We start from the raw sequence: 21,557 nt of genomic DNA on the forward strand, positions 1-21,557 counted from the left end.
TTCGGTATGGCTTATTTTCGTCCCTGTCTGACAATGATCCGGGGGGTGATGCCGCCGAAGACAGTGACATACTCCAGACTGCTAATAGGAACCTGACCCAGCCCAGGTGGTATGAGGTCTCACAGTAATGTGGATGCCAGCGTGAAGTATGTCCGACCAACCCAGCGATGAAGCTCAAATAATCCAACTTCTAATTCATCGCTAGGAGGCATACACCCATGGCCTATGACTTCGTCATTGGCGTGGACGTCGGCAAATACTTCCACCACGCCTGCGCCCTCGATCCCCAAGGCAGGCAAGTCCTGTCCAAACGCATCAACCAGCATGAAGGCTCGCTACGCAAGCTCTTTGGCCAATTCCTCGCTGACGACGCCTCGGTCCTTGTCATTGTCGATCAACCCAACAACATCGGCCGGTTAACCGTCGCAGTCGCCCAAGACATGGGCGTCGACGTTCGCTATCTACCAGGACTTGCGATGCGACAGCTTTCTCGCATCCACGTCGGCAACTCCAAGACCGATGTACGCGACGCCTACGTTATCGCCCATGCCGGTCTTAACCTTCCAGATTCCTTGCGCAGTGTCGACCGCGTTGAGGACGTCTTTATCCAGCTGAAAGTTCTCAACGGTATCGACGAAGACCTCGCCCGGGCCTACACACGCCTGATTAACCAGATGCGATCCGCGCTCGTAGGAACCTATCCTGCATTCGAACATGTCCTGCGCGGACAGATGATTCACCGAAAGTGGATCCTCCACCTACTTGCAAAATACGGTGGCCCCACCAAGATTCGACGCATCGGTAGAACACGCCTGAAAGCCTTTGCACGCAAACACAGGGCACGCAATCCTGAGCCTGTCATCGATGCCATGCTTGCTGCCATCCACGAACAGACCGTATCCATTGCCGGCGCAGAATACGCCGAACTTGGCGTAGCAATGTCCGCCACAGATGCACTAGCCAAACTCGAGCATCGTAAAGAAATCGAAGCGCAGGTACTCAAGCTGATTCAGGACATTCCGCAGACCGAGATTCTTTTATCCATGCCTGGTATCGGCCCGCGTAGTGCAGCGCAGATCCTCATGACTGTTGGCGATATGTCCGACTTCCCCGATGCAGCGCACCTAGCATCCTATGCAGGGCTATCACCGCGGACGAATCAGTCAGGAACGTCTATCATGTCGAATTCGCCTAACCGGGCTGGCAACAAAAAATTAAAGAACGCCCTATGGCAATCGTCTTTTGCATCGATCAGATTCCACGAGCGTTCCCGGCAATTCTATGAACGAAAACGCAAAGAAGGCAAAAGACACAACGCCGCAGTCGTCGCACTCGCACGCCGGCGCCTCAACGTTCTCTTCGCCATGATGCGAAACGGCGAGCTCTACCGAGACATCTCCACAGTCCAGGAGGCCGCAGCAGCCTAGAACCAACAGACCCTCACCTCAAGCCGATTGCACAGCAAGCCCAATCGGCTCCTCACCGTGCCCGAAAACAACATCCACAAGGAAAAGCAGAAACCCTTCACACCCCCAACAAACTCACCCACGGAATTGACAAACTATATAGGAACACCCCCCAATCTTCTGCCACTCGCTCCGCGAGGCGCAGCGCAGTAAACGTCTTACCGGTACCGCAAGCCATGATGAGCTTGCCGCGGTCATGGGTCTGAAATCCCTCGATGGCCTTGTCAATGGCCGTTTGCTGGTGTGGGCGCGGCTCAAAGGTCTTGCGCTGCGAGAGGTTGATTTGGATGTTTTTATCCTGCACCTCAGAGCCTGGGAAGGCGACGTCCCAGTTAATGGGCGATTCCGCGATGGCAGAAATACCAATGCGGCTGGTGGGGATAATCTGGTTGGCCAATGCTTCCTCGGCGTGCGAGGACCAGTGGTCCGTGGTGGAAATGATCATCCGGCTGCCGAAATGCTCGCGGCCATGTTCCGTTTCAAAGGAATGCCCCGAGGCCTCAAAGAAAGAGTCCAGGTGCGATTTCTGGATGCGGGCAGTGGACGCATAGAACTTGCACTGGATAGCGGTCCACGTCCCGTCATCGCGGCGGCGAGCTACCAAGTCAATCCCGGTATCGGCCTTGCCACCGTTATAGCGCCAGTCAGTCCACCGGCTGACCTCATCAAACTGTGCCTTGAGAGTGGGATCAGTCTGAAAATAATTGACCATCAGCTTTTCAAAAGCGATACCATACTTCGCCTTTGGTTGGTTTTCGCGCAGCTGTTCCAGGACCTCAGAGAACTTTGACATAGGAACATTATGCCTGAGGGGGCTTCAGGTTTCCTTCGTTATTGCTGCATTTCGCTAGCTGTAGCCCGATGAAATGGCTTACTCAAGTGGTCAGCCCCGTTTACATAGGGAAATGATTGCCCAGGGTTGGATATATCTTGAGTCTTTACGCGTTTTAGTCCTTGCGCCCGTCCGCATAGTCCACAAGGAAGCGCAAAAAATGTTGGGCCGGATCAGAAAGACGATTCTGCGCACTCCACACCACCCGTAGCGGCCGGTCAAAGCTGATTCCCACCACCGGAACCTCTACGTATTCTCCTGTAGCGAGCTGTGACGCCACCGCTCTCCGCGCGATAACCCCCGGCGCACCCAGAGCTCCTATCGCAGTACGTTGAGCTCCCAGAGACCCGAACTCCCCTGCCGGCGGGGCGAGCACTCCCAGAACATCCGCCACCACCTCTCGTGTGCCGCTTCCCTGTTCACGCAGCACCAAGGGCGTAGATTGCAGCTCCTCCTTCGTCACTGGAGATACCTTCGTTTCCAATGTTGGTGCTGACGTTGATGCTGACGGGGTCACTGGCTGATTGTGGTTGCGCGGCTTCGCCCAGCGATGCTCTGCGGGGACAACAACCACGAGTTCATCGTGCCCGACCACACGCTCGTGCAGTTCGTGGGCCACCCAGTGGCCCTCAATAATCGCTAGTTCTGCCTGTCCTTGAACCACGTGGCGCTGCGCCTCCCGGCTGTTGAGCTGACGCATGTACAGATAAGTATGTGGGTGAGCGCGTTGGTAGGCCGCGGCCCAACGGGGGTAGTCCACTTCAGACACAGTATGAGAAACCACCAAGCTAATGTCCTCGGTGGCCCCAACCCCAACGGCTGTTTCGAGGCCACGCGCGCATTCGTTCAGGGCCCCTTCTAATCCCTCGAGTACACGGACGACTTGACTGCCCACTTCTGTCACGGAACTACCCGCCGCTCCGCGCCAAAAAATGCGATTATTGAGGCGTTTTTCAAACTTGGCGATGCGCGTACTAACCGTTTGTTGGGAGACATTCAGGTGTTTCGCAGCCTGGTTCATACCCCCATATCGAGCTACAGCAAGGACGGCATCAACCGTGAAAGCATCGGGAACGTAGCTGCGTCGAACGGGAGAGAATCCATCGTTACCATCTTCTCGTGAGGGGTACATTCATTTATTGTAACCCCGTTCGGATTATGCGCTCTCCCGCACACATCAAGCAGTGCCTAACCTGAAGAATATGTTAAAGATTCGCAATGAGATAGAGCTCCCTCCGCTAGGACCTGGCTGGGCCGGAGCAGTAATGGGACTCGGAATCTCCTCGTCTCTCATCGATGCTCACCTGAGCCCAATCCTGGGCCGCCTTCCAGCAGAAATCATGCTCGGCGTTGCAACGCTTGTCTTCTTGGCGTTCACAGCGGGATTTATTAAGCACCGCACTCCGGGATTCAACTCCAGCGACATGCCTGCATGGGGCATGGTCTCCATGGGCATCCTCGCTTTGGGTAGTGCCTACTCACTTATCTTTGACGCCTGGTTGATTCACACCGTGTGTTGGGCGGTAGGAACAATCCTGAGCGTCATTACCTGTTTAAAATATCTCAAGTTTCTTTTCTCCGACCGCCCTTCTAACCCCGCTTTTACCTGGGGATTACCCCTTGTTGCCCCCATGGTTTCCGCAACCTCGTCGGCGCAATTAGTACCGCATGCTGGTGAATGGGGCTCGGTCATCCACGGCATCGGCGTGTTCTGCTTCGTAGTGGCTTGGGTGACAGGACTGCCGACGTTTGCCGTCGTTTACCTGCGCACCTTTCCCAAGGTTCCCATTAGCTTCGCTGCCACCGCTTGGATCCCGATGGGGTTGGTCGGCCAGTCCACCGCCGCAGCACAGCTACTCGCCGGTGACCAATGGCATTTCCGCGCCATGGTCTATGGTGTAGCGATGCTGGGCTTGGGCGTGCCGCTGAGCATCTACGCTTTGGCCAAGCACTGGGGTACCGCCCTAGGAAATACCCCAATGTGCTATAACCCCAGCTGGTGGGCCAGTACCTTCCCCGTGGGCACGTGCTGCCTCGGCACCCATACCCTATCCACACAGCCCGCGGCGCTCGCGTGGGGTCTGGGCTGGATGGATACCGTGAGCGCCGCCCTGCTGGTCCTGCTTCTCCTCCACGTCACTTGGGCTGCTTTCGGAGCCATCAAAACCGTTTCCGAGCATTTCAAGGTCAGCCAAATGAGCCACGCATAGCTTCAGAGGGTTCGGCAGTTTAAAAACCTTGTGGATCGTGCTCGGCGAAGAATTGGGGAATCGCCTGGAGCAAGTGTTGGTTCCAGACTTCGCGGGTGCTAAGGGCCGATGCGTGGTCGGCGTGTGGGCGCACGTATTCGCTAAGGTCGATATTCTTTTCTTGGGCTATGCAGCGAAAATCGTCATAGCTTTCCGGCGGAACGAGGCGATCGTTGTCGCTGCGGACAATCTTGATGGGTGGCATGTCCCTGGTGAGGTGCGTAGCTGAGGTGACGAAATCTGCGCGGTCGGGATATTCCTCGGGCGTTCCACCCAGGTATTTCTGCACGGTATCGCGGGAGCCCTGCGCGGCATAGGGATCGTCAGAATCATAGATGTGGTGGACATCGAGGGCTGGTGAATCCGCATACACGGCGCTGGGAACGGCCGGCGTGCCAGGGCAATCGGCGGAAGGTAGGTGGTTGGGGTGCGCGGCGGCATCGGCAGTCGCGTTCAGGACCAGCTGCCCACCGGCGGATTCACCATAGGTAAAGAAACGCTTTGGGTCGCCGCCATAATCTGCGGCGTGGGCATTGACCCAGTTCATCGCGCAGCCCACCTGTTCCGCTGCCACCTGCCACGTGGGCTGCTCCCAGCTGGATAGCGTGTAGTCGATGGATAATACGAGGTAACCGCGCTGGGCCATCTGCCGCATATTGAAAGCCTGGGAGCGCTTGGTCATCTGGCCCCAACCGCCGCCGTGGACATACATCATGACCGGATGGGGCCCACTTTCTTGTGGCGTGTAGATATCCATATCTAGATCGTCGCCGTGGAAGGAATCGTAGGCCACCGTATGGTCGGGGCCCTCGTTGGTGCTTTCCACCCCGGCCCAGCTAAAGGCAGCGGGAATATCCACCTCGGTACCCTGCCCCTTCGCGGCGTGAATCTGCGTGCCGAAAAGCACAAGCCCGGCAGTGAGGGCAATCGCCGCGAATGCCCCTGGCACGTAGAAGCTGCGGGAGGCGAATCCTCCAAGCACCGCAAGGACCAGGAGAATAAGGGAAAAGAGAACCACCGGCCCGATATACTGCGGGCCAATGAGCGCGCCGGCACCCCAATACGGAATATGCGGCGTAAACGGCGCCACCGCAAGCCACAGCGCTAGGAAAGCGACAAGTGCAAGCGGTACGGACAGCAGCCGGGCAACGATCTTCATACCGGCAACGTTAGTCCTCGTTTCTGCAAATGCGTGGGGGAGATTGCAGCTCCAGTCGGCGTATTTTCTTCTATGACGTTTCACTGCACTCTGCGGCTAACGAGAGTCTCTAAAACTCCTTGTCTCCACACCAGTGCCCGCGCTGATGAAGAAGCGGGCTCGGAGCTCTTCAATATCTTCGTCAGCCCCCGCTTCTTCCCAACACGCAGCCAAAAGATCGTTACCAGAATTGAATCCATAAGCTGCTGACATTGGGCCCAGCCGCTTTGCCAAGCTCTTTAACCGAACGCCTTCTTTTCGCAAGGAGTCCACGACAAGAGTCGCCAAATAATTGAATTCCATTATTTGAGAGGCCAGGTCCTCCACCGTCTTTTCTACTGAGGTTACGGGCAATCCGTCGATATTTTCTATATCCCCGACCCCTATCTCACGATCGTCATAAATGTGGATATCATTCTGACTGGTTTGTTTCCGCAAGGAAGCCGAGAAAGTCTGTGTATTCGGAATCAAATCACCAATGCTATGGATAAGTGCTGCGGACTCATGAGACACAACGATCTTATTGCCGGCGTCTATACGTTCTACCGCAAATAGATTTGGTTCAAGGGATATCCAGGCTTCCCTGATATCCGTTAATGGACCAAGCTGAACTGAGGGAAGAAGGTAAATGCCCCTGCGTGCCCGCGTTAGAATCCCGCTCCCTGCCAAGCGATTTATGTGGAGGCGAGAAATACCTTCGCGTTGAGCCTGAGCCGTAGTGATAATGCCCCACTGATTCGCCGCTAAGGATTCTAGCTGCGCCAGAATTTCTACAGCTTTCATTTCGACACCGGACCCCTCTACCCTTGACCTTTTCTTTACTTGTATCAGCCAGAGGGATACAAGTAAAGACGGATTGAGTACCTACGTTGCACAGGCTTGAAAGCAAAAAGCCCGGCTGAAGCCAGGCTTGAGCTAAGCGATGCCAGAGGCTGGCTTACTCTACAACGGAATTAACGCCCACGACGGCGTAGCCGAAGAGCTCAGGCAAGGTGGAGAACCATGCCTCAAGCAGCTGGGAGATGGCCACGGATTCACCGTCCAAAGTAAGCGCCCCGGTTTCGGTGATCTCACCCACGATGGCCGCGTTGGGGGCGTCCTCGTCCACGGCGAAGAGAGCGAGGTCGAGGTCGAGGCCGGAGGCATCGGCAAGCGCATTCAGCGCCAACTGGCCGCCGTGGAAATACACCATCACTGAGTGGGTGCCACCATCATTGGGCGGATAGCAGCCGGACAACGATCCTCAAGTATTCGTGTCCGGAGATGCGTGGTGGCGGCTTTAGTGGAGAAAAGCCGCCTGCTAGCTCGCGTTTTTAAAGGAAAGGCGGCGGTCCCGCAGGGGCAGGGCGTCCTTCCGGCTTAGCTCCGCGATACACAGTGCGATGACGAAGCCTGCCAAGGCGATGAACGAGGACCACGGCAACCACAAATCAGAATCTGACTTGGCCAGCGGCGGGAATAGGAAGAGTCCCAAGACGGGCACGGCATAAATGATGCGATTCTGCCCGCGTGCCAGGACGCCTAGCAGTGGCAATACGGCACACAAGACGTAATGATCCCACAAGATACTGCTGGTAGCTGTAAGAACCGTAAAGATGCCTACGGCAGCAATGCGCCACGGATCCTGTGACCGCACAGCGGTAACAATAACCAGTGCAATCAATGCCAGGGTGACAAGTGGCGGAATAATGCTGGCAGCCAGTGAAGGATCATCGACAATGGTGACAAGAAGGTTGTCATCTTCAACGCGGTTGGTGCTGAGCTGGGAGGCGATCGATCCGTTGACGGGGGCGACCATTACTGATCCCATGATGTCCTGAAGGGTATCCCACCAAGAGGTAAACACGTTCCAACCAGAAACGACGATTGAGTACAGCACAGCGATGGCGCCTGTCCCGAGTGCTACCACTCCCGTTTTCCGCGCCCGCGGAAATGCCACGCAGATGAGCACGAGGACAATGGGGGTTAGCTTCACCGCAGATACAAGCCCTAGTGCAATTCCCGCGCGCACTGGGTGCACGCGGGACGCAGCAAGGCCGTATGCAACTCCCGCAAAGATCAATGGGCTGGTCTGGCCAAGAATCAACGATGACTGAAAAGCCGTCGATACCCAGCCCAAGAGTATGCCGAAAAGCAGGGTCATGGTCGGTATTTCTTCTTCAAACCACAAGAACCAGGCGGAGGCTATCAGCACCACCAACGCCCAACCGGAAACAACCGCGAGCACTATCACGGAGACATCAAAACTCATGACTTGCACGACAAAGCTCATGACATCGGCAAGAAATGGGGCGTGAACATAAGGGTGCGGAAACCCAGTGACATCGGAGTGGGCGATGGTGTCTAGCCACACATCACCACGGGGCATCGCGAAATCATGTTCATTGATGCTATAGAGGTGTTCCCGGTTTCCATCGCTTACGAGCAATCCCGCTACCCATAACGCATCCCAGTCATCGTAATTCATTTTTCCGGCGGAAATTATGGCGACCACTAGGCCAAATACCAGCCCAATACCATGGTGGCACCACCGCAGCACTGTTGATGCGGGTGCGGAGGCTTGGTGGCGGGAATGCGCACTCATGGGACTCCTACTGTAAAAATCACGATTCGAATCAGAGAGAAAAGGCTTTGTTTATTAGGCGGCGGCCTGGACTATCGAAGATTGCCTAAACGCTACTCAAGCCCGGCCGAAGCCGGGCTTGTGCTAGGCGGTGGCAGGGGCTTGGTTACTCCACGACGGAGTTAGCACCCACGGCGTGGCCGAAGAGGTCAGGCAAGGTGGCAGACCATGCCTCAACCAGCTGGGAGATGGCCACGGATTCACCGCCCAGGGTAAGGGCACCGGTTTCGGTGGTCTCACCCACGATGGCCGCGGGGATGCCGAGCTCTGCCGCGCGGGCGAGCACCTTATCGGCGCGGTCGGCGGTGGTGGCCACGAGCGCGCGGGAAGCGGACTCGGAGAAGGCCGCGGTAAAGGCGTCCTCGTGCACGGCGGTGAGATCGAGGTCGAGGCCGAGTCCGGCGGCATCGGCAAGCGCACCGGCGCGCTTGGCCATCTCAAAGGCGGCGACGGCAAGGCCTCCCTCGGAGACATCGTGCGCGGCGGTGAGCAGATCGTTGCCGTGGAAGAAGTCCGCGAGGCGCTTCTCATTGGCCATGTCCACCTGCGGCGGCAGGCCGTTGAGGTTGTCCTTATCGGCACCCTCGGCGCTCACCAGCTGCCAGATGGAACCGCCGAACTCATCCTTGGTCTCGCCCAAGGCGATGAGGACCTCCTTCTCATTGACGGTGCCCAGGTTATTGCCAATGGCCTGGTGCACATCATCGATAACGCCGAGCACTCCCACGACCGGGGTGGGCAGGATGGGCTCGGAGCCGGTCTGGTTGTAGAAGGAGACGTTGCCGCCAGAGACGGGGATGGAGAGTTCCACGGCGGCATCGGCAAGCCCATGCACCGATTCGCGGAACTGCCACATCACGTCCGGGTTTTCCGGCGAGCCGTAATTCAGGCAGTTGGTAATCGCAACGGGCTTGGCGCCGGTGACCGCGACGTTGCGGTAGGCCTCCGCCAGGGCCAGGCGCGCGCCCATGTTCGGGTCCAACTTGGTGTAGCGGCCGGACGCATCGGCGGAAACGGCGACGCCGCGGCCGGTCTCCTCATCGATGCGCAACACGCCCGCGTCCGCGTGGTGGGACTGGACGGTATTGCCGCGCACGTAGCGGTCATACTGGTTCATGATGAAATCGCGCGAGCACAGCGAGGGCGAAGAGACGAGCTTTTGCAGGGATTCGACCAGGCCGCGCTTGTCCGTGCCCTGGTATTTCTGCAGCTCATCCTGCCACTCGGGACGGGCGTAGGGGCGCTCGTAGACGGGCGCTTCATCCGCGATGGTGCCAGCTGGGGCATCGACGACGACCTCGCCTTGGTGGCGGATGACCAGGTGGTCACCCTCAGTAACCTCACCGATTTCGGCGCAGGTGACCTCCCAGTGCTCGCAGATTTCGCGGAACTTCTCCACGTTTTCCGGTGCCACGACGGCGCACATGCGCTCCTGGGACTCGGAGGCGAGGATTTCCGCGGCGGTCATGTTTTCCGCGCGCAGCGGCACCGCATCGAGGTTGACCTCCATGCCGCCATCGCCGGACGCAGCCAGCTCAGAGGTGGCACACGCTAGGCCGGCGCCGCCCAAGTCCTGGATGCCCACCACAACGCCGGCGTGGTAGAGGTCCAGGCAGCATTCGATGAGCACCTTCTCCGCGAAGGGGTCGCCCACCTGCACGGCCGGCAGCTTGCGCTCCGCGCCGTCTTCAAAGGTATCGGAGGCCAGCACGGATACACCGCCGATGCCATCCAATCCGGTACGGGAGCCAAACAGCATGACCTTATTGCCAGTGCCGGAGGCGAAGGCGAGCTTCAAATCATCGACCTTCAACGTGCCCACGCACAGGGCATTGACCAGCGGGTTTCCCGCATACGTTTCATCAAAGACGGTTTCGCCGCCAATATTGGGCAGGCCCAAGGAGTTGCCGTAGCCGCCCACGCCGGAGACGACGCCGGGCAACACGCGCTTGGTATCGGGGGCATCGGCAGGCCCAAAGCGCAGCTGATCCATCACGGCAATCGGGCGCGCACCCATGGCCATGATATCGCGGACGATGCCGCCCACACCAGTGGCCGCGCCCTGGTAGGGCTCCACATAGGAGGGGTGGTTATGCGATTCCACGCGGAAGGTCACCGCATTGCCATCGCCGATGTCCACCACGCCGGCGTTTTCACCAATGCCGGCGAGGATCTTCTCCCCCATCTCCTCCGTCATGGTCTCACCAAAGTAGCGCAGGTGCGTCTTGGAGGACTTATAGGAGCAGTGCTCGGACCACATCACGGAGTACATGGTCAGCTCCGCGTCGGTGGGGCGCCGGCCCAAAATATCGTGGATGCGCTGGTATTCGTCATCCTTTAGGCCGAGCTCAACGTAAGGCTGTTTTTCATCCGGGGTGGACTGCGCCTTTTCTACGGTGTCATTAGAAACGGTCATGTAGGTGTGGCCTCCTTAAACCGCCGGCGCTTCCGCGACGGCCTTGATGGCGGATACGAAAAGTCCCAATCCGTCGGTGGATGGGCCGGTCAGCGGGTCAATGGCGTGCTCTGGGTGCGGCATGAGGCCCACAATCCGGCCGGACTCATCGCTTACACCGGCAATGCCATTGATGGAGCCGTTGTAATTATCGGTATAGCGGAAGACCACGCGGCCTTCGCCCTCGATGCGGGCGATATCGTCATCGCCTGCTTGGAAGCGGCCTTCACCGTGCTTGGCGGGCACCAAAATCTTTTGGCCCTTTTCAAACTCGCTGGTCCAGGCCGTGGTGGAGTGCTCCACCTCCAGGTAGGTATCGGTGCAATGAAAATGCAGGCCCTTATTCCGGGTCAATGCGCCCGGTAAGAGGCCTGCTTCAGTCAAGATTTGGAAACCATTGCAAATGCCGAGCACCGGCATTCCCGCCTTGGCGCGGTCGATGACGCTGCGCATGACGGGGGCGAGCGCCGAGATAGCGCCCGAGCGCAGGTAGTCACCATAGGAAAAACCGCCCGGCACGACTACCGCGTCCACGCCGCGCAGATCAGCATCCGCGTGCCAGAGGTTAATGACCTCGGCGCCGGCGGTGCGGGCTGCGCGGGCGGCATCCACATCATCCAGGGTGCCGGGGAAGGTAATTACTCCGATTTTTGCGGTCACTTACTTGACCTCCAGCTGCGTAACCTCGTAGTCCTCGATGACGGTATTAGCCAGCAGCGTTTCTGCCACCTTATCCAATTCCTCCGCGGTAACGGAGTCATCTACCTCGAGTTCGAAGCGCTTTCCTTGGCGCACATCGCTGACACCGGATACTCCGATGCGACCCAATGCGCGGACGACAGCTTGGCCCTGCGGATCCAAAATTTCCGCCTTGGGCATGACATTGACAACTACACGAGCCATGAAATTTTTGCCTTACTGTATGGGGCTTAGGTCTGCCCGATTCAGTGTAGTCATACCCCCGCCCAATCCCTAGATATACCCCCACTGCAGGGTTTTCACCCCAGCAAAGCAAACACCGCGTAAATTACGACCAACAGGAAAACGAATTTTGCGCGGCACCCAGGTTTCACCGCCTGCTCGCGCGAAACCCGCCCCTTGCGGCCACGGGTACACCGATTGTTCAGCGAGTAAAGATAAAAGGCGTCCATGACAACTTTCTCTAAGATTAAGGTGACTTCTATGGCTCTTCGCCGCCTTGGCAGGGTAGCCCTCGCTGCCGGTTTCTCCACCCTCTCCCTATCCGTCGCGGTGCCTTCCGCCATGGCCGCCCCGGATAATTCCACCGCGGTCATCTCTGAGGTCTACGGCGGTGGCGGAAACAAGGGCGCGAGCTTTTCCAATGATTTCATCGAGCTTTATAACCCCACCGATGCCGCGATCGATCTCACCGGCTGGTCCGTGGAGTACTTTGCCTCCAATGGCAATAGCGGCGGCAAGATAACACTTTCCGGCACCATCGCTCCCCACGGTTATTACTTGGTGCAGGGCGCTGCCGGCAATGGCCAGGCCCAGGCGCTTCCCACCCCGGATGCGCAAGGCAAGGTCAATATGTCCGGCACGAAGGGCTCGGTGCAGCTTGCCGATGCCACCGGCAACACCATTGACCTCCTAGGTTACGGCGCCGCCTCTAAGTTTGAAGGCTCTGCCACCGGTGCTCTGTCTAATGACACCTCTGCTTCCCGCAACGCAGCGGGTGCCGATACCGATGACAACTCTGCGGACTTCACCGTCGGCACGCCTTCTCCTACCAATTCCGGCAACGAGTCCCCGGCCCCACAGCCGGGTGGCTCGGGTGGCTCCGAGAACCTTCCCGCGCCCGAAGGCATAACCCCGATTGCGGAAATCCAGGGCACCGGCGCTACCTCCCCACTCGAGGGCCAAAACGTTGCTACCCAGGGCGTTGTCACCGGCGTATGGAGCGAAGGTGGCTTAAACGGCTTTACCATCCAAACCGGCGGCACCGGCAAAGAAGCCACCGATGCCTCGCAGGCGCTATTTGTCCACATGGGCAAAAAGGGCGCCGATAAATACCCCAGCATCGGCGATTCCGTCGAGGTCACCGGCCAGGTCTCCGAGTATTACGGCGCCACCCAGGTCAGCGCTTCTTCCCTCAAGCAGCTCGATACCGCGTTGGAGGAGGTCACCCCGCTCGCCGTGGACGAGCTGCCCCAAGGCGATTCCGCCCGCGAGCCCTTTGAGCACATGCTCATCCAGCCCGGCACGCACACCGTGACCAATAACTACTCACTCAACCAATACGGCGAGGTCGGCCTCGCCCCGGGCGATGAGGCCTTCCGCCAGCCTTCCGATGTCCACTCTCCTTCCACCGAACCCAATTCCGATCTGCAAAAACTCGCCAAAGACAATGCGGAAAAGCTCGTTACCTTGGATGATGGCCGCACTCGCGATTATTTAAGGACCGATAAGGACACCCCGCTGCCCTATATCGCCCAAGATGGCGGCACGACCATCAAATCCCTGCGCACCACCGATACCATCGAATTCCAGCACCCGGTCATCGTGGGCTACTCCCACGAGCAGTGGCGCTTCCAGCCCACCGAACCGGTCACCGGTGAGACCGCCGGCGCCGATCTCCCCATCTCCTGGGAAGAATCCCGCGATGCGGAGCTGCACGCCGTTGATGACGTCAAGGGCGAATACACCATCGGTGCCTTCAACGTGCTGAATTACTTCACCTCCCTGGGCGAGGAATTCGGCGGCAGCGCCTATTCCGACCGCGCGGGCAATAAGGTCACCGTCAACCGCGGCAAGACCCGCGGCGCCTATACCGAATCCGCCTTAGAGGACCAAGAGCGCAAGATCGTCGCCGCCATCAATGGCCTGGATGCCGATGTCATTGGCCTTTCCGAAATCGAAGATGGCTACGCCGTAACCGGGGACTTTGACCAGCGTGATAAGGCGCTGAAGCGCCTGACCGAAAAACTCAACGAAGCCGCGGGCTCCGAAAAGTGGGCCTTCGTGCCCTCCCCGTCCAAGGATCAGGTCCCTGCGCACCCCGATGTCATCCGCACCGCGTTCATTTATCACAAGGACGTGGTCAAGCCCGTGGGCGAATCCCGCATCTTCCAGGGTCCCCGCTTTTCCGGCACCGCCCGCGAGCCGCTGGCCCAGGAATTCCAGCCGCTCAATAGCGATGACGAGTCCTTCGTCGCCGTGGCCAACCACTTCAAGTCCAAGGGCTCGGTGGCCAAGGGCGATGAAGATTCCGGCGACGGCCAGGGCAATAACCCCAACGTCCGCAACGCCCAGGCCCAGGCCGTGCTCGATGCACTGCACAAGCAGGACGATTGGAAGGATAAGCCGCTATTCGCCCTGGGTGATTTCAATACCTACACCCACGAAACCGCGCTCGATGTCTTCCGCAACGATGGCTTTACCGTGCCTGCCGAAAAGTACGGCGCCGATACCTCCTACCAGTTCGACGGCCTGCTCGGCACCTTAGACCACGTCCTGGCCAATGAGGTTGCTTCGGGCGCGCTTGCCGATGCCCAAGTGTGGAACATCAACGCCGACGAACCCGTCGCCTTTGAGTACTCCCGCCGCAACTACAACGCCGTGGATTTCTACGACGATTCCCCCTTCCGCGCCTCTGACCACGACCCCGTCAAGGTCGGTTTCACGCTCGGCGAGGATGAATCCACCGACGCCCCAAGCGGCGACGACCAGGACGACGACAACACCGATGGCCCAGGCTTCGGATTCGGCTCTAGCTCACTTGGCACCGGCGCCATTATCGGCTTCGCCATCCTAGCTGGCCTGCTCGCCATCCCCGGCTTCATGGCGGCCACCGGCAACCTGCAAAAGATCATCCCCGCTGGAATCTGGGGCATGCTCCCGCAGCAGGCGAAGGACTTCATTAACGGCCTAAGCAAGTAGGAGCGCCTACTCGTACAGGCCCATCTCGTCAGAAAGCACCACGAGCTCGTCTGCCGCCTGTTGCGTTGTTAGTTCATCTGTTCGTTTCATGCTACCTACTATAAAACCTCCGCCGGACTAACGCGGAAGGTAAATGCTGTAATCAGCGGGAGTAGCGCCCGCGTCGAGGGCACGGCGAGCTGCCTTGACAAAGTCCTTAATGACCTTGCGGTCATCCAGGTTGCGGGCAGAGATGGAAAGGCGCACGGTATTGCCGCGCTGGGCGGAGCGCTCTGCCGCGCGGATAATGTTTTTGCGCCACCATTTGGCGGAACCAAATCCCTCACCAAAAGAAAGGTTGCGGGCTTGGTGGAATTTGCCGGTCGGTACTTCCAGGATGCCCCGCGTGGAAGCTGCCGCCTCAAAGGGGAATTTGGGCAGGACCTGCAACGTTCCGGGAGACATGCGCCAGCGCGGGGGCGCGAAGATGGTGGGTTCAAAACCAATCTGTGCCATCTGCCGGGTCGCACCGGCTAGGCGCAGCTTCGCCTCGTGTGAATTGAGGTTGGCAAACTCCGCGCGGCGGCCTTGCACTGCTTGATCAAAGCCATTGAGGATAAGCGGACGGCCCGCGGCCGCTTGATCCTTGAGCCATTGTTGGGTGTCTTTGTCCTTGGCCAGGTGCCAATTGCCATCAATATGCGGGGCGATGAGCAGGGAGACGGGAATTTCCTCCCGGTCCAGAACCGACAGGAAGCTTGTAGCCTGCTTCCGAGTGTCCTCAAAAATACTGGAGATAGAAACCAGAAGGTGGCTAGTCATAGCTCAAATTATCGCACAGTACCGCCAGATCCGCGCGCTGGCCAGAACGCTGGCCAGGGTGCCGGCCAGCGCGTGACTGTGCGGCGTGGTTACTCCGTAAGGCCGGTGGCCTTGTTGATGGTCCAGGCGTATTCGAAGGCGTTTTGGCGCCACTTATCGTAGCGGCCGGATACGCCACCGTGCCCGGCGGCCATCTCCGTCTTAAGCAGGAACTCGCCGCCGGTGGCGGTAGCACGCAGCTGGGCAATCCACTTCGCCGGTTCCACGTACAACACGCGGGTATCGTTCAGCGAGGTGATAGCCAAGATATCCGGGTAGTCCTTGGCCTCAACATTCTCGTAGGGCGAGTAGGACTTCATGTAGTCGTAGTATTCCGGATCGTGGTACGGGTCGCCCCACTCTTCCCACTCGGGAACGGTGAGGGGAAGTTCCGGCATGAGCATCGAGGTCAGCGGATCCACGAAGGGGACGACGGCCTGGATGGCGGTAAAGCGGTCGGGAGCCATATTCGCCACGGCGCCCATGAGCATGCCGCCGGCGGATCCGCCTTCTGCCACCATTTGGTCCGAGGTGGTCACGCGGCGCTCGATGAGGTCATCGGCCACTGCGATGAAATCGGTGAAGGTGTTTTTCTTCTGCAACATCTTGCCGTCGTCGTACCACTGACGGCCCATCTCGCCGCCGCCGCGCACATGGGCCACCGCATAAATCATGCCGCGGTCCATCAGCGAAAGCCGGGACGCGGAGAAGTACGGGTCCATGCTGGCCTCGTAGGAACCGTAGCCATACAGCAGCGTCGGATTGGGCTTGGTGCGATCCAGGTCGGAACGGTGCACCACGGAGACCGGAATCTTGGTGCCATCGCTGGCGGTCGACCAAATGCGGTAGGCCACATAATCATCCGGATCATAGCCGCCCGGGACTTCCTGTTCCTTTAGCAGCGTGTACTCGCCGGTATCCACCCGGTAATCGAAAAGCTGCGCGGGCTGGATATAAGACACGTAGCTTACGCGGACGACCGGCGCGTCCCATTCCGGGTTGCCAGCCACGGCGACGGTGAAAAGTTCCTCGTTGAAGTTGAGCTCTTCGAATTCCCCGAAGTCATCGCCAACGCGCATAATGGCAGCCCTTCCGATGCCGCCGCGGCGATAGCCCACTACCATGTGGTCGCGGTAGGTATCCACGCCCTCAATGCGGGTGGTGTCATCGTGTGCCAGGAGCTCCGGCAGCTCGCGCAGGGCGGGAAGCTCCGCATCCACCTTGGCATAGCCCACCGCGAAGTTCGGGCCAGTGGCGTTGTGGGTGACAATCCAGTAGTCCTCCCCGCCCACCACGGCATGGTCTACGTCGTAGTCCACGCCGGTCTCGCGCGTCCACAGCGGCCGGAATTCACCCTCGGGGTTCTCCGTATCCAGCACCCAAGCTTCCGAGGTAATCTTCGAGCCCACGCCAATGAAGAGGTATTTATCGGAGCGAGCACTGCCGATGCCCACGTTAAAGTGCTCATCCTCCTCGTGGAAGACGCGCACATCCGCGGACTGCTCGGTACCTACCTTATGGCGCCACACCGCATCCGGGCGCCAAGCATCATCCACCGTGGAATAGAAGATATAACCATCGCCTGCCCAGGTAGCGCCATAGAAAATTCCGGTGAGGTGATCTTCTAGAAGCTCTCCCGTGTCAAGGTCCTTAATGGACAGCTCAAAGCGCTCATCGCCGGCAAAATCCACGGAATAGGCCAGGTAGCGGCCGGAATCTGAGATGGAGGCCGCACCAAGGGCGAAGAAGTCCTTGCCCTCTGCCAGGGCATTGGCGTCCAAGATAATTTCTTCACCCTCTGGACTGCCTTCTTCTGGAATCACCGGTGCGGTCCACGGATCGCTGCCCTCTTCTACCGGGATGCGGCAGGAATAGCCGTAGTTCTTGCCCTCTTCGGAGCGGCCGTAGTACCAGTACTTACCGCGGCGGGCTGGCACGGACATATCGGTTTGTTTAATGCGGGATTTAATCTCTTGGAAGATATTTTCCGTCATCGCATCCAAGTGCCCGGTATGCGCCGCGGTGTAATCATTTTCGGCGTTGAGGTAATCCAGGGTTTCCTGCGATTGCTTATCGCGCAGCCACTCGTAATTATCCACGAATTCGCGGCCGTGAAATTCGCGCTTTACGGGGTGGACTGGGGCTATCGGTGCGGTCGTCTTTTCATCGCTCATGCCCTACCACTGTACGCGTCAGCCGCCTTGCCCCAGAAGAAGGCGACGAGCGGGCCGCGGCGGACGGGGCAAGACCAGAACCCCAGCCGCCAGCTAGGAACGCGGCGCAAGGAAGTCCGCGAAGCGCTGACCTGATAGCTTTTCGTAGGCCTCGATATAGCGCAGACGGGTGGCGGAAACTACGTCATCGGGAAGCGCGGGCGGGGTGGTCTCAGAGGACTTATCCCAGCCGGAGGCAGCAGACGTCAGCCAATCGCGCACGTACTGCTTATCAAAGGAAGGCTGGACCTCGCCTTCCACGTAGGAATCGGCGGGCCAGTAGCGGGAGGAATCGGGGGTGAGGACTTCATCGGCAAGCACGAGCGTGCCGTCCGCATCGAGGCCGAACTCGAACTTGGTATCGGCCAAGATAATGCCCTTCTCCTCAGCCAGCTGGGCAGCCCTGGAGTAAATGCGCAAGGTGGCCGCGCGCAGCTCCTCGGCGCGCTCGCGGCCGAGCTTGTCTGCCACGTGCCCGAAGGACACGTTCTCATCGTGATCGCCCTGCTCCGCCTTGGTGGCTGGGGTGAAAATGGGTTCGGGCAGGCGGGAGGCCTCGACAAGGCCTGCGGGCAGCTCGATGCCGCACACGGTGCCGTCTGCCTGGTATTCCTTCAAGCCGGAGCCGGTAAGGAAACCGCGCGCCACGCACTCGAAGGGCAGCATGTCTAGCTTTTTGACCACCATAGCGCGGCCCAAGCACTCTTCCGGAATGCGGTCATCATCGAGCGGTCCGGCGAGGTGGTTGGGAAAATCGATGGCATCGAAGAAGAACTTCGAGGTGGCCGTGAGAACCCGGCCCTTATCCGGGATGGCGGGTTCCAAGGCAAAGTCGTAGGCGGAGATGCGGTCAGAGACCACCATCAGCAGGGTGGTGTCATCCACATCGTAAATATCGCGGACCTTGCCGGAGGCTACATGGGTATAAGAAGAAAGCTCAGGACGCATGGTCCTCATCATAACGCGCGGGCGTGCGCGGGCACATAAGCCCGCGCACAGCGCTAGAGAATCTCACCCGGCGTATAGGCAGCGGCCTTGGGGTGCTCGCCCACGAGGGCCTTGATGCGGTGCAGGACCTGGGAGACCTGGGATTCGGCGGCGCCGATGAAGGCGTGCTTATCCTCGAGGACCCTTTCGAGCTCGGCCTCGTCCATGGGCAGGCGGTCATCTGCGGCAAGGCGCTGGATCAAGTCCTGGTTGCCGCCGTTTTCGCGCATATTCAGGGCCACGGCCACGGCGTTTTCCTTGATGACCTCGTGGGCGGTCTCGCGTCCCACCCCGGCGCGCACCGCGGCCATGAGGATGCGGGTGGTGGCGAGGAAGGGTAGGTAGCGCTCCAGCTCGCGGTCGATCATGGCTGGGAAGGCGCCGAATTCATCGAGCACGGTAAGGAAGGTTTCGAATTGGCCGTCGATGGCAAAGAAGGCATCGGGAAGCGCCACGCGTCGCACCACCGAGCAGGAGACATCGCCCTCGTTCCACTGGCTGCCGGCGAGGTCTGCGGCCATGGTGAGGTAGCCGCGCAGGATGACCTGCAGGCCGGTCACGCGCTCGCAGGAGCGGGCGTTCATCTTGTGCGGCATGGCGGAAGAACCGACCTGGCCTTCCTTGAAGCCCTCGGTCACGGTCTCGTTGCCGGCCATCAGACGGATGGTGGTGGCAAGCGATGCCGGGGCGGTTCCCAGGGAGACGAGGCAGGAGATGGCATCGAAATCCAGCGAGCGCGGGTACACCTGGCCCACGGAGTTGAAGATGCGGCGGAAGCCCAGGTAATCCGCGATATTGGTCTCTAGGGAGGCGAGCTTATCCTCGGAACCGCCCATGAGATCGAGCATGTCCTGCGAGGTGCCCATGGGGCCTTTGATGCCGCGCAGCGGGTAGTGCGAAAGCAGGTCTTCCACGCGTTCGATGGCCAGCAGCATCTCATCGCCGGCGGTGGCAAAGCGCTTGCCCAGCGTGGTGGCCTGCGCGGCCACGTTGTGCGAGCGCCCAGCCATAACTAGGGATTGGTACTCGGCGGCGTGACGGCCAATGCGCGAGACCACGGCGATGGCCTTATCGCGGATGATTTCCAGCGAGGTGTGGATCTGCAGCTGCTCCACGTTCTCGGTGAGATCGCGGCTGGTCATGCCCTTGTGGATGTGCTCGTAGCCGGCCAGCGCATTGAATTCTTCGATGCGGGCCTTCACATCGTGGCGGGTGACGCGCTCGCGCTCAGCAATGGATTCGAGGTTTACGTCCTCGATCACGGCTTCGTACGCGCTAATGGCCTTGGCGGGGATGTCGACGCCCAGGTTCTTCTGGGCGTGCATCACGGCGATCCACAGCTTGCGCTCGAGGATGATTTTATGCTCCGCGCTCCAGATATTGGCAAGCTCCGCAGAAGCATAACGGGAGGACAGGACGTTGGGGATATTCTTCTTCTCAGCCACGTGGCTCATTATTCCATGCCTGCCCTCCCCCGTGGCTACTTACTAGATAGAAATTTCACCGGCTGCCGCGCGCTTGCCGATGTCCCCCCGGACAAACCCGCCCGCAAACTCAATGCCCTGGACGGTGGCGTAGGCGTTCTCGCGCGCGGCGTCTAGCGTGTCGCCCTTGCCCAGCACGTTGAGCACGCGGCCACCATTGCTCTGGAATACCCCATTGGAGTATTCCGTGCCGGCGTGCAGCACGCGCTCTGGATCCTCGAGGCCCTCGCCCGTAATGGCATCACCCTTGCGGGGCGAGGCGGGGTATCCTTCAGCCGCCATGACCACGGTGATGGCATAGCCGTCCTCCCACTGCAGCGGCTCGAGTTCTGCCAGCGTGCCGGTGGCGGTGGCGTTGAGCGCCTGCGCCAGCGGGGACTTAAGAAGTGAGAGCACCGCTTGGGTCTCTGGGTCACCAAAGCGGCAGTTAAATTCCACCACCGCCGGGCCCTCTTCGCCCCAAGCCAGCCCGGCATAGAGCAGGCCGGAATAGGGGGTGCCACGGCGCACCATTTCCTTGGCAACCGGGGTACATACCTCGTCGACGATGCGCTGCACGTCGTCCCTGCCAAGCCACGGCAGCGGTGTGTACGCGCCCATGCCGCCGGTATTGGGGCCCTCGTCGTTATCGTAGGCGCGCTTGTGGTCCTGGGCGGGCAACAGCGGCACGACGGTCTCGCCATCGACAAGGCAAAATAGCGATACCTCAGGCCCGTCCAGGAACGATTCCAGCAGCACCGGGTTGCCGGCCCCTAAGACCGCATCCACATGGGCGAGGGCGGCGGCGCGCTCGCCGGTGACCACGACGCCCTTGCCGCCTGCCAGGCCATCGTCCTTGACCACGAACTGCGGCCCGAAATTATCGAGCGCGGCCTCAATATCGGCCTCGCTAGCGCCTTGGCGCAGCTGCTGCGCGCGGGCCGTCTTGACCCCAGCGGCCTCCATGACTTCCTTGGCAAAGGCCTTGGAGCCTTCAATTTGGGCCGCGTCCTTATTCGGCCCGAAGACGGCAATGCCTTCTGCGCGCAGCGCATCCGCCACGCCGGCAACCAGCGGCACCTCGGGGCCGATGACCACGAGCTCGGCATTGATCTCCCGGGCGAGTTCCACCATGCGTTCTGGGTTATCTACCTGGGAGTATTCCGGGTGCAGGGTAGCCAGCGGTGCCATGGCCGCGCTGCCCGGCGCGACGTGGATCTCCGCAGCCTGTGGATCAGCGTGCAGTCCTTTCACGAGGGCGTGTTCACGGCCGCCCGAACCAATTACGAGAATGCGCATGCCCACCATCATAGCTGGGGGTAGCCTGGCAG

At 59.6% G+C, this 21,557-nt stretch carries 16 protein-coding genes and 1 pseudogene; 3 read left to right on the forward strand and 14 right to left on the reverse strand.

Going from position 1 to position 21,557, the window contains the following annotated elements; all coding sequences use genetic code 11:
- Nucleotides 1-218: 218 nt before the first annotated feature.
- Entirely contained in the window at nt 219-1,427 is a 1,209-nt protein-coding gene (locus EL217_RS09435) for an IS110 family transposase (protein ID WP_126318860.1), read from the forward strand.
- A 106-nt stretch (nt 1,428-1,533) separates the two neighbouring features.
- Here the strand turns inward: EL217_RS09435 and EL217_RS09440 are convergent.
- Nucleotides 1,534-2,259: pseudogene (locus EL217_RS09440) on the reverse strand (DEAD/DEAH box helicase family protein); the annotation flags it as partial.
- A 154-nt stretch (nt 2,260-2,413) separates the two neighbouring features.
- Nucleotides 2,414-3,319 (reverse strand): LysR family transcriptional regulator, encoded by a 906-nt coding sequence (locus tag EL217_RS09445; RefSeq protein WP_023029529.1) that lies wholly within the window; start codon nt 3,317-3,319, stop codon nt 2,414-2,416.
- A gap of 244 nt (nt 3,320-3,563) precedes the next feature.
- On the opposite strand from EL217_RS09445, the gene EL217_RS09450 reads away from it, so the two are divergent.
- A complete protein-coding gene (locus EL217_RS09450) occupies nt 3,564-4,508 on the forward strand; it encodes a TDT family transporter (protein WP_232018262.1) in 945 nt (314 codons plus the stop codon).
- Nucleotides 4,509-4,527: 19 nt separating this feature from the next.
- Here the strand turns inward: EL217_RS09450 and EL217_RS09455 are convergent, their stop codons facing one another.
- From EL217_RS09455 to purS, 7 genes are all read right to left on the reverse strand, one after another.
- Nucleotides 4,528-5,706: an alpha/beta hydrolase gene (locus EL217_RS09455; RefSeq protein ID WP_023029532.1), complete on the reverse strand. Its 1,179-nt coding sequence runs from the start codon at nt 5,704-5,706 to the stop codon at nt 4,528-4,530.
- 96 nt (nt 5,707-5,802) lie between these two features.
- Entirely contained in the window at nt 5,803-6,528 is a 726-nt protein-coding gene (locus EL217_RS09460) for a type IV toxin-antitoxin system AbiEi family antitoxin domain-containing protein (RefSeq protein WP_023029533.1), read from the reverse strand.
- Nucleotides 6,529-6,682: 154 nt separating this feature from the next.
- The gene (locus EL217_RS09465) at nt 6,683-6,940 is read right to left on the reverse strand and encodes a hypothetical protein (protein WP_126319752.1); all 258 of its coding nucleotides are present in this window, start codon (nt 6,938-6,940) and stop codon (nt 6,683-6,685) included.
- Between the two features lie 105 nt (nt 6,941-7,045).
- Nucleotides 7,046-8,329, reverse strand: coding sequence for a glycosyltransferase family 87 protein (locus tag EL217_RS09470; protein ID WP_023029535.1), 1,284 nt, complete (start codon nt 8,327-8,329; stop codon nt 7,046-7,048).
- A 145-nt stretch (nt 8,330-8,474) separates the two neighbouring features.
- Entirely contained in the window at nt 8,475-10,784 is a 2,310-nt protein-coding gene (gene purL, locus EL217_RS09475; RefSeq protein ID WP_126319753.1) for a phosphoribosylformylglycinamidine synthase subunit PurL, read from the reverse strand.
- A gap of 15 nt (nt 10,785-10,799) precedes the next feature.
- Nucleotides 10,800-11,483 (reverse strand): phosphoribosylformylglycinamidine synthase subunit PurQ, encoded by a 684-nt coding sequence (gene purQ, locus EL217_RS09480; protein WP_023029203.1) that lies wholly within the window; start codon nt 11,481-11,483, stop codon nt 10,800-10,802.
- Nucleotides 11,484-11,726: a phosphoribosylformylglycinamidine synthase subunit PurS gene (gene purS, locus EL217_RS09485; RefSeq protein WP_005279580.1), complete on the reverse strand. Its 243-nt coding sequence runs from the start codon at nt 11,724-11,726 to the stop codon at nt 11,484-11,486. It lies immediately after the preceding gene.
- A gap of 279 nt (nt 11,727-12,005) precedes the next feature.
- On the opposite strand from purS, the gene EL217_RS09490 reads away from it, so the two are divergent.
- Nucleotides 12,006-14,723 carry an ExeM/NucH family extracellular endonuclease gene (locus EL217_RS09490; RefSeq protein WP_126320056.1) on the forward strand — a complete coding sequence of 906 codons (2,718 nt, stop codon included), beginning with the start codon at nt 12,006-12,008 and terminating at the stop codon, nt 14,721-14,723.
- Nucleotides 14,724-14,840: 117 nt separating this feature from the next.
- Here the strand turns inward: EL217_RS09490 and EL217_RS09495 are convergent, their stop codons facing one another.
- The 5 genes from EL217_RS09495 to purD all read right to left on the reverse strand — a co-directional run bounded on the left by EL217_RS09495 (nt 14,841) and on the right by purD (nt 21,525).
- On the reverse strand, nt 14,841-15,524 hold the full coding sequence (locus EL217_RS09495; RefSeq protein WP_005279578.1) for a DUF2334 domain-containing protein: 684 nt from the start codon (nt 15,522-15,524) through the stop codon (nt 14,841-14,843).
- Nucleotides 15,525-15,613: 89 nt separating this feature from the next.
- On the reverse strand, nt 15,614-17,737 hold the full coding sequence (locus tag EL217_RS09500; protein WP_126319755.1) for a S9 family peptidase: 2,124 nt from the start codon (nt 17,735-17,737) through the stop codon (nt 15,614-15,616).
- Nucleotides 17,738-17,830: 93 nt separating this feature from the next.
- Entirely contained in the window at nt 17,831-18,724 is an 894-nt protein-coding gene (locus EL217_RS09505) for a phosphoribosylaminoimidazolesuccinocarboxamide synthase (RefSeq protein WP_172596727.1), read from the reverse strand.
- A gap of 53 nt (nt 18,725-18,777) precedes the next feature.
- On the reverse strand, nt 18,778-20,217 hold the full coding sequence (gene purB / locus EL217_RS09510) for an adenylosuccinate lyase (RefSeq protein WP_172596728.1): 1,440 nt from the start codon (nt 20,215-20,217) through the stop codon (nt 18,778-18,780).
- Between the two features lie 33 nt (nt 20,218-20,250).
- Nucleotides 20,251-21,525, reverse strand: coding sequence for a phosphoribosylamine--glycine ligase (purD, locus tag EL217_RS09515; protein WP_126319760.1), 1,275 nt, complete (start codon nt 21,523-21,525; stop codon nt 20,251-20,253).
- Between the last annotated feature and the right edge of the window lie 32 nt (nt 21,526-21,557).

This window comes from Corynebacterium segmentosum (genome assembly GCF_900637825.1).
GTDB classification, from domain to species: Bacteria; Actinomycetota; Actinomycetes; order Mycobacteriales; family Mycobacteriaceae; genus Corynebacterium; species Corynebacterium accolens.